This is a genomic window from Pantoea sp. 1.19, from assembly GCF_001922585.1.
GTDB lineage: Bacteria > Pseudomonadota > Gammaproteobacteria > Enterobacterales > Enterobacteriaceae > 1-19.
On sequence record NZ_MRBS01000002.1, the window covers coordinates 32,021 to 44,516 of the forward strand.

The following is a 12,496-nucleotide window of genomic DNA, read 5'->3' on the forward strand; positions in this document are numbered from 1 at the left end:
ACGCCGGGGGCGCAAGATGCGTTTTTTCCGACGTATCGCACAAATAAATATGTTCAAATGTTACTGTTCTGCCATACTGAAAGACTTTGATACATTCCTCATCCTTATGCGCCGCGTGCTTTTGGAGACACCATGATCGTTCGTTTGCTCATTACAGGCCTGTGTGCCCTGCTGATGACGCTCAATGCCTGGTCCAGCACCCTGAAGCTAAATCCGGAAATCGATATTCTGGTGCTGGATGGGCGCAAAATTTCCGGCTCCCTGCTCAAGGGCGCAGAGGGTCTGGAGCTGGAAAAGGGCGAACATCAGTTTTTATTCCGGGTGGAAAAAAATCTGCTGCGCAGTAATGGGCAAGCAGTAAAATACCGCTCTGCGCCGCTGATCGTCACCTTTACCGCCACGGCAAAAACCGTCAGCCTGCATCTGCCGCGCCTGACCACCCTGCGTGAAGGCCAGGACTTTAGCCGCAGCGCCAACTTCCAGCTGGTAGACGAGCGCGGGGACATGATTGCCAGCCGCCGCGATACCCTGCGCCACATCGACAGTGACGATGTCGAGCAGGCAATGCTCAGTTATAACCGCACCGGCCAGAAGGCCTCGGTGCCGCGCTTTGCCTACCCGAAAAGCGTGAGCCAGCAGAGCGGAAAAACTGAGGTTCGACTGGTCAACCTGTCGGAAGAGTTTGGTGTGCGTTTACCCCGCTGGTATGCACAGATCGACAGCGCTACCCGCGAACGTCTGTCGCGGCTAAAGCGTTCGCTGCGCGCCGGTTGAATCCCGCGCGCGGATCAGGCTATTCTGCGCACATTGTGCATTTACCGCCTGCTGGCGTCAGGGATCCTGCATGGAACAGACCACCCGTACCCTCCCGATTCGAAAACACATTGCGCTGGTGGCGCATGACCACTGTAAGTCGTCACTGCTGCACTGGGTAGAAACTCACCAGCCGCTGCTGAGCGCTCATCGTCTGTCCGCCACCGGGACTACCGGCAACCTAATCCAACGGGCCACCGGGCTGCCGGTGAATGCGCTACTGAGCGGACCGATGGGCGGCGATCAGCAGGTGGGCGCGCTGATCGCTGAGGGTGAGATTGATCTGCTGATTTTTTTCTGGGATCCGCTGAACGCGGTGCCGCATGACCCGGACGTGAAGGCGCTGCTGCGGCTGGCGACGGTATGGAATATTCCGGTGGCAACCAATCGCGCCACCGCCGATTTCATCGTTCGATCGCCGCTTTTTTCCGCTGCGGTCCCGGTGACCATTCCCGATTACGATCGCTATCTGCAGGCGCGCCTTCAGGACGACGCCCCGCTGCGCTAACGTCAGGGCTTGCGCAGCTGCGGGATACCCAGCCGATTGAAAATCGCCACAAACGGCGACGGCCGCGTCGGATCGAACAGCAGCCACACTTGCTCTTTGGCGCGCGTCATCGCCACGTACGCCAGCCGACGCTCTTCGGCATCGGGAAACGCCTCCGGCGTCGGCAATAGTCCCTGCTCAATCAGTGACTCGCGCGCCGGGGCCGGAAAGCCATCGTGCCCCGTATGCAAGCCAAGCACAATCACGTAATCCGCCTGTTGCCCCTTACTGGCGTGGATGGTCATAAACGCCAGATTGAGGTGCGGCCAGCGGGTGCCGGCTTTATCCAGCAGGGCCGGGCGCAGATGGTGATAGCGCGCCAGCAGCAGGATACGCTGGTCTGCGCGGGCATAGCCGCTCAGCTTGTCCAACAGCGCGCCGAGCTGATCCTCGGGCAGCAGCACGATAGATTTTTTATGACCGCTGCTCAGGCTGTTAAGCGGTTTTTTCAGCTGCTGCGGATTTTGCTGAATAAACGCATTGGCCATTTCGCCAATTCGCGTCGTAAACCGGTAGGTGGTATCCAGCACGCAGCGATCGCCCTCCCCAAAATGGGGATGGAAATCGGTGGTCAGGCTAACCTCTGCGCCGCTAAAGCGGTAAATCGCCTGCCAGTCATCACCGACGGCAAACAGGGACACCCGTTTATTTTGTTGACGTAGCGCGTGCAGCAGCGCCGCGCGCTGCGGCGAGATGTCCTGAAACTCGTCAACCAGAATATGCTTCCACGGCGAAATAAACCGCCCCTTCTCCAGGATATTGACCGCCTGGTGAATCAGCCCGGAGAAGTCGATCGCCCCCTCCTCTTTTAACGCCGTTTTCCACGCTTTGACCAGCGGGGCCATCAGCCGCAGTCGCCTGGCCACGCCGTCGCGAATCGCCTCAGGCGCCTGCTCAATCATCGTCGCCTGCGCGCCACCGTGCAGGCGTATCAGGCTTAGCCAGCGCTCCAGCCGCGTGGCCAGCCGCGCGGCCAGCGCGTCATCCTGCCAGAACGCGCCTTCCGGTAGCGTCCAACCCAACTCTTCGCTCAGCCACTGACGCCAGCCGTTAGCCTGCGCTTTCTTTTCGCTGCACTGCTGGCGCCAGTGGGCAATCAGCAGCGCGCGGCGCTGCGCGCCGTCGCTCTCCAGCACGCTAACGCGCGGTTTTTTACTGCTGCCCTGTTCGATGATGTGCAGGGCGAGGGCATGAAAGGTTCGGGCGGTAATCGCCTGGGTTTGCAGGCGAGACTGAATTCGCTCGTTCATTTCTGCCGCCGCCTCGCGTCCAAAGGCCAGCAGTAAGATTTGGTCGGCGGTGGCGTCACCGTGACGCAGTAGCCAGCCAGCTCGCGCCACCAGCACCGAGGTTTTACCGCTACCGGCGCCCGCCAGTACCAGCACGGAGGACTCGCCGTTCACCACGGCCTCGGCCTGCGAGCGATTGAGCGGCGAGCTTTCCACCGTGGCAAAAAACGCAGCGTGTTGTTCGAGCATCCGCGCCGTCCAGTTGTGGTTGCGCGCCCGACGTTTCTCTTCACCTTCGCGAAGCCATGCCCGGCACAGAGCGTAGTCGGCGGCGCAGGCAGGAAAACTCTCCAGCCTGGCCAGCGGTAGCGGCAGCGCGCTCAGCGTGTCTTCAATCTGCTGCTGTAACGCCGGCAGATCGCGACGTGAGAGCCACGCGCCCTGGCTGTCCAGTGCGCGTAGCTTATCGCCCTGGGCCGTCAGCACGCCGGCGCTGACCTCGCTCATCTCGTCGCTCCACTGCTGCCAGACCCGCTGGAAATAGTGATAAAAGCGCTGCGTTTCCTGCCATTCGGTGCCGTGCAGACGCACCACTTTGCCATCCGGGAGAGTAAACTCCAGCTCTCCCCATACCATACCGCGCTTGCAGGCGACAGAGATCAACTGATTAAACGGAATCAGGTATTCGTGTCGCGGGCCGCTGACTTCAACGCCGGCGCTGAGCAGTCGCACGCGATTGTAGGGGTGTTGCGCCAGATGTTTACCCAGTGACGTTGCGTTGAGTTCCATATCGGCCTGTCTGAAGGAAAAGGATCACCGCTTCAGTGTAACCTTCACAAGATTCGCGCTCCAGCCTAAAAAAACGTTACAATCTTCAGATGATAAGCCATTAATGAGGGCCCGCCTGCATGCGCACCGTGTTGAATATTCTGAACTTCGTGTTAGGTGGTTTTTTGACCACGCTGGGCTGGCTGCTCGCCACGCTGGTGAGCATCGTGCTCATTTTTACACTGCCCCTGACTCGCTCCTGCTGGGAGATTACCCGCCTGTCGCTGCTGCCGTTTGGTAACGAGGCCATTCACGTCGATGAACTCAACCCGGCGGGAAAAAATGCCCTGATCAGCGGCGGCGGCACCGTACTGAACATTTTTTGGTTTTTGCTGTTTGGCTGGTGGCTCTGTCTGGTGCACATCAGCGCCGGTATTGTTCAGTGCATCAGCCTGATTGGCATCCCGGTTGGCATCGCCAATTTTAAGATCGCGGCGATTGCCCTGTGGCCGGTCGGCCGTCGGGTGGTACCGGTTGAAGTGGCACAGGCGGCGCGCGCACGCAACGCACGTGACCGTTTTCGTTAACCTGACACCAAACGCAGATGTCCACATTATCCTGGCAACTTCGCCGCGCTGCGCTGAATAGTGCGGTGCTTTACTATTTACGCATCTTCTTTGCCCTGCTGGGTAGCGTTGGCGGTGCCTGGCTCTCGGGTCAGATTGCCTGGACCATCCCGCTGACGCTCGGGGTCGTGGCCGCGGCGCTCGCCGATCTGGACGACCGCCTGACCGGCCGCCTGCGCAACCTGGTCATTACCCTGATCTGCTTTTGCATCGCCTCGGTGTCGGTCGAGTGGCTGTTTAACTGGCCGCTGGCGTTTATCGTCGGTCTGGCGCTGTCCAGCTGGGGATTTATCCTGCTCGGCGCACTGGGACAGCGCTACGCCACCATCGCCTTTGGCGCGCTACTGATTGCTGTCTATACCATGCTGGGTATTCATCTGTTTGCCCAATGGTATTTGCAGCCGGCGCTGCTACTGACCGGAGCCATCTGGTATAACCTGCTAACGCTCTGCGGGCACCTGCTGTTTCCGATTCGACCGCTGCAGGAAAATCTTGCCCGCTGTTGGCAGCAGCTGGCGCTGTATCTCGATGCCAAAGCTACGCTGTTTGATCCGGATGCGCCCGATGAGGATGATAGCGCACTGGTGGACGTCGCAATGGCCAACCGCGAGCTGGTCAGCACGCTCAATCAAACCAAAGCGTCGATTCAGTCCCGCCTGCGCGGCGACCGCGGCCAGCGCGGCACTCGCCGCACGCTGCACTACTATTTCGTCGCGCAGGATATCCACGAGCGCGCCAGCTCCGCCCACGTGCGCTATCAGCAGCTGCGCGCTGATTTCCGCTTCACCGATATCCTGTTTCGCTTTCAGCGCATCCTGAATATGCAGGCTGCCGCGTGTCGCCAGTTGGCGCACGCGCTGCTGGTCCGCGAACCCTATCAACACAATCCGCGCTTTGAGCGCAGTTTTAGCCACTTACAGGACGCGCTGGCACAGCTGAAAGCCGCCAATCCCAGCCGCAGCGGGATCCAAGCCCTGGAGTTTCTGCTGCACAACCTGCAGGCAATCGACGCCCAGCTGGCCACCATCGAAACCGAACAGCTGGAGGCGCTTCCCGAGAGCGAAGAGCATCGCCTGTCCAGTGAGGGACTCACCGGCTGGCACGATATTCGGCTGCGGCTGAGCCGCCACCTGACGCCGCAGTCGCCGCTGTTCCGCCACGCGACGCGGATGTCACTGGTACTCTGCGTGGGCTACGCAGTGATACAGTTGACCGGCCTGCAGCACGGCTACTGGATCCTGCTGACCAGCCTGTTTGTCTGCCAGCCTAACTACAGTGCCACGCAGCGGCGACTGGCCCTGCGCATTTTGGGTACGCTGGCCGGGGTGGCACTCGGCCTGCCGCTGCTGTGGCTGGTGCCGTCGGTTGAGGGACAGCAGATCCTGATCATCGTTACCGGCGTACTGTTTTTCGCTTTTCGCACCGTACAGTACGCTCACGCGACGCTGTTTATCACGCTGCTGGTGCTGTTCTGTTTCAATTTGCTCGGAGAGGGGTTTGAAGTGGCCCTGCCGCGGGTGATTGATACCCTGATTGGCTGTGCTATCGCCTGGATGGCGGTCAGTTGGATCTGGCCCGATTGGAAGTTTCGCCAGCTGCCGGCGGTGCTCAATCGGGCGCTTAGCGCCAACTGCCGCTATCTCGATGCGATTCTGGTGCAGTACCACCAGGGGCGGGATAATCGTCTCGACTACCGCATAGCCCGTCGCGATGCGCACAACAGTAACGCAGAATTTGCGTCAGTTGTGGCCGGTCTGGGAGCGGATAAGCGCGTGGAAGAGAGCATTAAAGAGCGGGCCTTCGCCCTGCTGGCGCTGAACCACTCGCTGCTCAGCTACGTCTCCACGCTGGGCGCCCACCGCGAACAGATAGACCAGCCCGAGCTGCTGGCCTTACTGGATGAGGCGGTTTGTTACATTGATGGTGTGCTGGGTGAAGAGGTGGATGATGAACAGGCACACAGGCTGGTCAGCGAACTGGGCGACAAGATTCAGCGCGCCCTGGCCAGCAGCAGCGCTTCTGATGCGCCACTGATGCTGCAGCAGCTTGGACTGCTGGTGGCGCTGCTGCCGCGGATTGTTACCCTGCGAAAAAATCTGCCCTCTCCCACCTGAATGGCGCTAGCGTTAGGGGCCAGGCGGAGATTCATGCAGGCCCGGTCGCCGCGGGGCGGCGATCGCCTGCTGATACCACTGCGTCAGTTCACTGACCACCTCACCTGGCAGCGCCGCACGGTGCTGACCGCTGATCGCCCCCTGCAGCGCGAGCAGCGTATTGATACCCAGCTGCGGATTTGACTGATGCAGTCGCAGCCAGCTGCGTTTAGCGCCGAGCTCGCGCAGCGCGTCGATGGTGTTGATGCCCACCTCACTGAGCCGCTGGGCCATTTTCAGCCCCATATTGGGCAGATCTTTGATTTGTCGGTTGCGCTGGCGCTGCAGTGCCTCTTTTTTCAGCCCGTTCAGCGATAGCCGGGACAGGGCAAGCAGCGTATCCGGCTGCTGCCACAGATACTCATCTACCTGATAATAATTCAGCTGTACGGGCACGCCCCGCTTGCGGAAAATGAGCGGCGTCATTTTACGCTCGCGAAACCACGGCTGGGTCTCTTCACACGCTCGCAGGTACAGCTCGCCTTCTGATACCACGGCGAAAACCCGCTTTTCTACCGACAGGCTGTAACCGCCAAACTGCGTGCGCGTCTCCACTTTACCCAATGCGGCCAGACAGCGACGCGACTGTGCAATACGATCCCTGGATTCCATACTACGTTCTCCTTTTGTATGTAAGAGCATGAATGTTCGTCAGTTCCCTCTAACTCGAAAACATAATGAATCTCGGTAAACGCATCAATCACTATCCATCCGGAAACGGCAATTGTGTTGATAATTTGCGAGGCACTTTCAAAAACAGATTGATCTTTGCGCACACAGCCTATACTGTACATCCATACAGTTAACACTATGAGCGATCACTTATGCATACTCATCACTCACACCGTCAGCCTGCTCCAACCACGCCTGCAGCCCCATCCTGCAAGCCGGCCACGTCACTCACGGGCAGAGGTTTAGTCAGCGAAGTGATTTATCATCCGCAGCGGCCGGGTATCTCGCAGATGCTGCTACTGCCGCTGTTGCAGCAGTTGGCCCACCAGTCACGCTGGCAACTCTGGCTTACCCCTCCGCATAAACTGCGTCGCGAATGGTTTGAGCAGGCGGGCCTTAACGTCGGCAAAGTGATGCAGCTCCCGCAGGAGAGTGCCGCAGGCATCAATTCCATTGATGCGATGATTAAAGCGTTAAAAACCGGTAATTTCAGCGTGGTACTGTGCTGGATAGATGGGGATATTTCACCTCAGGCGCGGCAGGATTTAGACGATGCCGCCGCAACAGGGGGGAGTTTAGGGTTGATTATGCGCCCCCATCCCGGGGATGCGGAGCATGACAGACCCCTCAATGCCGCAATAATTCAGTCTGTTTTGTATCATTAAGTAAAAATTTCGAACGCTCTGAGCCCGCGTGCGGGCTGATTAAAAAATAGGCAGCGCGCCCGCGACTGGCGCGTGGGATAAGGGTTTTCGCCCTGGCACAGACTCCGCGGTATCGCTGAAAGTTCCGCCGAAGATGTAATAAAATGTGTCTACCCGGCTAAATTTTTGACACTCCTCACGACATCTCACTTGTAAGTTTTCTACTACGTTGTAGACTTTAGTTCGCCAGGGTGCTCTATAACCTCATCATGTTGAGAGAGTCACAATGCAGAGCGTGCAACCCGGCGAAGGATTACAACCAAGAGCTCACATTGAGCTCCTTGCCTATTTTGGATGATAACGAGGCGCAAAAAATGAAAAAGACAGCTATCGCAGTTGCAGTGGCACTGGCTGGCTTCGCTACCGTAGCGCAGGCCGCTCCGAAAGACGACACCTGGTATACCGGTGGTAAACTGGGCTGGTCTCAGTACCACGACAAAGGTTACTACGGTAACGGTTATCAGGACAACGACGGCCCGAGCCACGAAAATCAGCTGGGCGCTGGCGCATTCCTGGGTTACCAGGCTAACCCGTACCTGGGCTTCGAGCTGGGCTACGACTGGCTGGGCCGTATGCCGAACAAAGGCGAGCGCGTAAACGGCGCGTTCAAGGCTCAGGGCATTCAGCTGGCCGCTAAACTGGGCTATCCGATCACTGACGATCTGGATATCTACACCCGTCTGGGTGGTATGGTTTGGCGTGCTGATGCTACCCAGCAGGTTGTTGGCGGTAACCGCATCAGCGATCACGACACCGGCGTTTCTCCGCTGGCGGCCGTGGGCGTTGAGTACGCACTGAACAAAAACTGGGCAACCCGTCTGGACTACCAGTGGGTGAACAACATCGGTGACGCTGGTACCGTAGGTGCGCGTCCTGATAACAGCATGCTGAGCGTTGGCCTGTCCTACCGCTTCGGTCAGGACGACGCAGCTCCGGCTCCGGCTCCGGCTCCGGCACCGGCTCCGGTTGTACAGACCAAGCGCTTCACCATGAAGTCTGACGTCCTGTTCACCTTCAACAAAGCGACCCTGAAGCCGGAAGGCCAGCAGGCGCTGGACCAGCTGTACTCTCAGCTGAGCTCCATGGATCCGAAAGACGGTTCTGTCGTGGTTCTGGGCTACACCGACCGCATCGGTTCTGAAGCTTACAACCAGAAACTGTCTGAGAAACGTGCTCAGTCCGTGGTGGATTACCTGATCTCCAAAGGTATCCCGGCTAACAAAATCTCCGCACGTGGCATGGGTGAATCTAACCCGGTCACCGGCAACACCTGTGACAGCGTGAAGGGCCGTGCTGCTCTGATCGACTGCCTGGCACCGGATCGTCGCGTTGAGATCGAAGTTAAAGGCATCAAAGACGTTGTTACTCAGCCGGCGGCTTAAGTAATCACGTTGTGATGATAAAAAAACCCCGCTCAGGCGGGGTTTTTTATTGGCCCACAGGCCAGTCGCTCTCGCGCACCGCGATGCCGCGCGCAGGGCGGTCAATGCTAGCCGTCGGTTCCCGGCTTACCCAGAATGGCTTTTAAATCCTGCTTCAACGTCGACATTTGGCTGGCGTACTGCTCTTTGCGTTCCGCGTCTTCAATAAGCTGGACGATAGTTTCCGATAGCGTACTGTCGCGACGCTGGGCCAGCCCGGCCAGTCTCTGCCAAACCAGATACTCCAGATCGATCGACTTTTTACGCGTGTGTTGATGTTCTGCGTTAAAATGCCGCTTACGTCGGGCGCGAATGGTTTGTTTCATCCGATTCACCAGCGCCGGATTCATGTGTTGATCAATCCAGCGCGTCACCTCGGTGGGGCGGTTTTCCATCGCCAGCAGTGCTTCTACCGCATCCTGGGCAGCACTCAGTTCGAGATAGCGGGTAATGCGCTCACCTTCCCGATGCTTTTTTACCAGATACTTCCACTTCCAGCCGCATTCAAGATTTTCAAGTTGCTGATATTTCATCTTGATCCCTTCGTGACCCCGTAACCAGCTAAGAATAACAGCTTTTTTGTCTGCTGCCGCCCCAAAAATCGGGGCCTGGACCCCGCTGAAGCGTCCTGATTGAACAAAACCCGTGCTACGATGCGTACCTGCCTGAAATCCTGTATAATCGACGACTTTACTAATTCAGAAAAATACGATTATTTTGCGCGATAAAAGACTTGAATGGCAGTCTCTGTTACCCGATACCGACGTCCTTGATGCGTGCTTCCAGCCGCCATGGAACGGAGCAGACATTGATAACGTGGCGGCGGTACAACCTCGCCTGTTACAGAGCCTGAACCAGCTACAACGCACCGCGGCACCCTTTCCGCTGCTGCTGATAAAATGTGCAGAGCACCGTGATGCCCACGCTCTGCTCAAGCCGATTCTGGCCGCCACGGCGCCCGCCAGCTCCGTACCGTGCGGCGGTACCTACGAGTGGGACGGCGCCGCCTTCCGGTTTACCGCCGCCGCTCGCGGTAGCGCCGGCGAGTTTATCGCCCCCCGTGGAACGATTCAGTACGCTGACTGGATTGAAGAGGCGCAGCTGTTCGGTTACGCACGTCCTACGCCGCAGGGCTACCACCTGCAGCCCGGTCTGTTACACCGCGCCAACGGCGGCACCTTGATCCTCTCGATTCGCGCGCTGATGGCGCAGCCACGGCTGTGGCTGCGCCTGCGCGAAGCGGTTGCTCAACAGCAGTTCGTCTGGCTGTCCCCGGACGAGCGGCGACCGCTGCCGGTAGAGATCGCCCCCATGCCGCTGCACATCCGGCTGATCCTGACCGGCGATCGCGACGCGCTCGCCGACTTTCAGGAGTCAGAACCGGAGCTGGCGGCAGTGGCCATCTACACGGAATTCGAAGATGACCTGCTACTGGCGGACGAGGATACTGCGTCCGCCTGGTGCCAGTGGATACATACTCTGGCACACTGGCAGCAGCTGCCGCCCATTGCCCCCGATTTCTGGCCGGTACTGCTGCGCGAAGGCGTCCGCTACACCGGCGATCAGGCAATTTTGCCGCTGGCACCGGCGTGGATACTGCGCCAGCTGCGCGATACGCTTCAGGCCGGTGAGGCCCTGAACGGTGAAGCGCTGCGGCTGGCACTGGCCACCCGGGAGTGGCAGGAGAGCTACCTGAGCGAACGTATCCGCGACGATATCTTACTGGAGCAGATCCGCATTGAGACCGAGGGGGACGCCATTGGCCAGGTCAACGGCCTGTCGGTGGTCGATTTTCCGGGTCACCCCCGACCGTTTGGTGAACCCAGCCGTCTGAGCTGCGTGGTGCACGTTGGTGACGGGGAGTTTCACGACGTCGAGCGCAAAGCCGAACTGGGCGGAAACATTCACGCCAAGGGCATGATGATCATGCAGGCCTATCTGATGGCCGAACTGGAGCTGGAACAACAGCTGCCCTTCTCCGCTTCGCTGGTATTTGAGCAATCTTATGCCGAAATCGATGGCGACAGCGCGTCGCTGGCGGAGCTCTGTGCGCTGATCAGCGCACTGGCGCAGCAGCCGCTGCGCCAGTCGATTGCGGTTACCGGCTCGGTCGATCAGTTTGGCCGCGTGCAATCCGTTGGCGGCCTGAATGAAAAGATTGAAGGATTTTTCCGTATCTGCCAGCAGCGGGAGCTTACCGGCCAACAGGGCGTTATTCTCCCGGCCAGCAACGTGCGCCAGCTCTGTCTGGCCGACGATGTGGTGGATGCCGTACGCGAAGGCCATTTTCATCTGTGGGCCGTGGAACAGGTGGATGACGCCATCGCGCTGCTGACGGATCAGCCCTGGCGCGCCGATGAGGGCCAGCCCTCGCTGCTGGCGACCATTCAGGAGCGTATTACGCAAATCAGCCAGCAAGATCCGCGGCCGCGCCCGTGGCCCCTGCGCTGGCTAAACTGGTTTAACCAGAACTGATCGGAGTTGTTCAGCGTACAGCTGTTAGCTAATCTCCAGGGTTCATTAAAAAAAGGCTTTGAAAACATGTCCGAGAAAGATCGTAAATCGTCTTACGCGAAAGAAGACCTTATCGCCTCCGGCCGCAGCGAGCTGTTCGGCGCTGGCGGCCCGCCGCTGCCGTCTGGCAATATGCTGATGATGGATCGCATCGTTCAGATGTCCGAGACCGGCGGTCTGTTTGATAAAGGCTACGTGGAAGCCGAGCTGGATATTCGCCCTGACCTGTGGTTCTTCGACTGCCACTTTATTGGCGATCCGGTCATGCCCGGCTGCCTCGGCCTCGATGCCATGTGGCAGCTGGTTGGTTTCTATTTAGGCTGGCTGGGAGCAGAGGGCAAAGGCCGCGCGCTGGGCGTGGGCGAGGTCAAGTTCACCGGCCAGGTACTGCCTACCGCCAAAAAAGTGACTTATCGCATCCACTTTAAACGCGTCATTAACCGCAAGCTGGTGATGGGTGTGGCCGATGGTGAAGTGCTGGTGGATGGTCAGGTTATCTACAACGCAACCGACCTGAAAGTGGGCCTGTTTAAAGACACCAGCGCATTTTAATGTCCGGAAGCAACCGGAAGCACAATGCAAACCTCCGCCGCGGCGGAGGTTTTTTTGACATGAACACAGTGGATCAGGCAAATACCGTCCTGTCTTCCATGGCCTGTCGCCAACCTCCCAGCCAGTGGGAGCGGCTCTCAAGGGTCTGATAGGGACACATCTCTTTAGAGCGTCCGCTGATACCCGCCTGATAACCTTTCGAATGTGCCCGTTCCAGGCGATCGCGTTTCTGTCTCTTCATGCCTCTTTTCCCTCTTCTTCGGTCTGAGTGAATCTGGTGGAAAGAAAACAGTGATTACTTCCTGAGCAACCACGCTTAAGATCTACCTCCTCTGGACACAAAGATCAATGCGCAATCGTCATAAGCATGTCATAAATGTGAGGCAGGAGACAGCGTTCTCCTAACCGGTTGAAAGGGCACATTGTTTTATAACAGCATGATTAACAATAAAAAAATCGCCAGCCCCCGGCAGACTGCTCTACCGCGGTGGCCCGGC

Annotated in this window: 12 protein-coding genes; 8 read left to right on the forward strand and 4 right to left on the reverse strand. The window is 58.5% G+C overall.

Features of this window, described 5'->3' with window-relative positions; genetic code table 11:
* Positions 1–132 precede the first annotated feature (132 nt).
* Together BS626_RS04220 and BS626_RS04225 are read left to right on the forward strand one after the other, a co-directional pair.
* Positions 133–774, forward strand: coding sequence for a DUF2057 family protein (locus BS626_RS04220; RefSeq protein ID WP_075181157.1), 642 nt, complete (start codon positions 133–135; stop codon positions 772–774).
* 70 nt (positions 775–844) lie between these two features.
* On the forward strand, positions 845–1,321 hold the full coding sequence (locus BS626_RS04225; protein WP_075181158.1) for a methylglyoxal synthase: 477 nt from the start codon (positions 845–847) through the stop codon (positions 1,319–1,321).
* A 2-nt stretch (positions 1,322–1,323) separates the two neighbouring features.
* Here BS626_RS04225 and helD read toward each other — a convergent pair whose 3' ends face one another.
* A complete protein-coding gene (gene helD / locus BS626_RS04230) occupies positions 1,324–3,378 on the reverse strand; it encodes a DNA helicase IV (RefSeq protein ID WP_075181159.1) in 2,055 nt (684 codons plus the stop codon).
* A 119-nt stretch (positions 3,379–3,497) separates the two neighbouring features.
* On the opposite strand from helD, the gene BS626_RS04235 reads away from it, so the two are divergent.
* Complete coding sequence (locus tag BS626_RS04235) at positions 3,498–3,944, forward strand: YccF domain-containing protein (RefSeq protein WP_075181160.1); 447 nt, start codon at positions 3,498–3,500, stop codon at positions 3,942–3,944.
* Between the two features lie 17 nt (positions 3,945–3,961).
* On the forward strand, positions 3,962–6,097 hold the full coding sequence (yccS, locus tag BS626_RS04240; RefSeq protein WP_075181161.1) for a YccS family putative transporter: 2,136 nt from the start codon (positions 3,962–3,964) through the stop codon (positions 6,095–6,097).
* A 12-nt stretch (positions 6,098–6,109) separates the two neighbouring features.
* On the opposite strand, the gene BS626_RS04245 is transcribed toward yccS, so the two are convergent.
* The gene (locus BS626_RS04245; RefSeq protein WP_075181162.1) at positions 6,110–6,748 is read right to left on the reverse strand and encodes a TfoX/Sxy family DNA transformation protein; all 639 of its coding nucleotides are present in this window, start codon (positions 6,746–6,748) and stop codon (positions 6,110–6,112) included.
* A gap of 212 nt (positions 6,749–6,960) precedes the next feature.
* On the opposite strand from BS626_RS04245, the gene sulA reads away from it, so the two are divergent.
* Together sulA and ompA are read left to right on the forward strand one after the other, a co-directional pair.
* Positions 6,961–7,473 (forward strand): SOS-induced cell division inhibitor SulA, encoded by a 513-nt coding sequence (sulA, locus tag BS626_RS04250; protein ID WP_075181163.1) that lies wholly within the window; start codon positions 6,961–6,963, stop codon positions 7,471–7,473.
* A gap of 353 nt (positions 7,474–7,826) precedes the next feature.
* Complete coding sequence (gene ompA, locus BS626_RS04255) at positions 7,827–8,894, forward strand: porin OmpA (protein WP_075181592.1); 1,068 nt, start codon at positions 7,827–7,829, stop codon at positions 8,892–8,894.
* A 107-nt stretch (positions 8,895–9,001) separates the two neighbouring features.
* On the opposite strand, the gene matP is transcribed toward ompA, so the two are convergent.
* Entirely contained in the window at positions 9,002–9,466 is a 465-nt protein-coding gene (gene matP / locus BS626_RS04260) for a macrodomain Ter protein MatP (protein WP_075181164.1), read from the reverse strand.
* Positions 9,467–9,650: 184 nt separating this feature from the next.
* Between matP and BS626_RS04265 the strand changes: the two genes are divergently transcribed.
* Both BS626_RS04265 and fabA read left to right on the forward strand, forming a co-directional pair.
* A complete protein-coding gene (locus BS626_RS04265; RefSeq protein ID WP_075181165.1) occupies positions 9,651–11,408 on the forward strand; it encodes a Lon protease family protein in 1,758 nt (585 codons plus the stop codon).
* 66 nt (positions 11,409–11,474) lie between these two features.
* The gene (fabA, locus tag BS626_RS04270; RefSeq protein ID WP_075181593.1) at positions 11,475–11,999 is read left to right on the forward strand and encodes a 3-hydroxyacyl-[acyl-carrier-protein] dehydratase FabA; all 525 of its coding nucleotides are present in this window, start codon (positions 11,475–11,477) and stop codon (positions 11,997–11,999) included.
* 73 nt (positions 12,000–12,072) lie between these two features.
* Here fabA and rmf read toward each other — a convergent pair whose 3' ends face one another.
* A complete protein-coding gene (gene rmf / locus BS626_RS04275; protein ID WP_075181166.1) occupies positions 12,073–12,240 on the reverse strand; it encodes a ribosome modulation factor in 168 nt (55 codons plus the stop codon).
* Between the last annotated feature and the right edge of the window lie 256 nt (positions 12,241–12,496).

What these genes read in the sequence shown, in the direction of transcription:
- rmf (WP_075181166.1), bottom strand. Translation starts at nt 12,240, where the DNA reads ATGAAGAGACAGAAACGCGATCGCCTGGAACGGGCACATTCGAAAGGT.
- BS626_RS04225 (WP_075181158.1), top strand. Translation starts at nt 845, where the DNA reads ATGGAACAGACCACCCGTACCCTCCCGATTCGAAAACACATTGCGCTG.
- helD (WP_075181159.1), bottom strand. Translation starts at nt 3,378, where the DNA reads ATGGAACTCAACGCAACGTCACTGGGTAAACATCTGGCGCAACACCCC.
- fabA (WP_075181593.1), top strand. Translation starts at nt 11,475, where the DNA reads ATGTCCGAGAAAGATCGTAAATCGTCTTACGCGAAAGAAGACCTTATC.
- BS626_RS04245 (WP_075181162.1), bottom strand. Translation starts at nt 6,748, where the DNA reads ATGGAATCCAGGGATCGTATTGCACAGTCGCGTCGCTGTCTGGCCGCA.
- yccS (WP_075181161.1), top strand. Translation starts at nt 3,962, where the DNA reads ATGTCCACATTATCCTGGCAACTTCGCCGCGCTGCGCTGAATAGTGCG.
- matP (WP_075181164.1), bottom strand. Translation starts at nt 9,466, where the DNA reads ATGAAATATCAGCAACTTGAAAATCTTGAATGCGGCTGGAAGTGGAAG.
- BS626_RS04235 (WP_075181160.1), top strand. Translation starts at nt 3,498, where the DNA reads ATGCGCACCGTGTTGAATATTCTGAACTTCGTGTTAGGTGGTTTTTTG.
- ompA (WP_075181592.1), top strand. Translation starts at nt 7,827, where the DNA reads ATGAAAAAGACAGCTATCGCAGTTGCAGTGGCACTGGCTGGCTTCGCT.
- BS626_RS04220 (WP_075181157.1), top strand. Translation starts at nt 133, where the DNA reads ATGATCGTTCGTTTGCTCATTACAGGCCTGTGTGCCCTGCTGATGACG.
- sulA (WP_075181163.1), top strand. Translation starts at nt 6,961, where the DNA reads ATGCATACTCATCACTCACACCGTCAGCCTGCTCCAACCACGCCTGCA.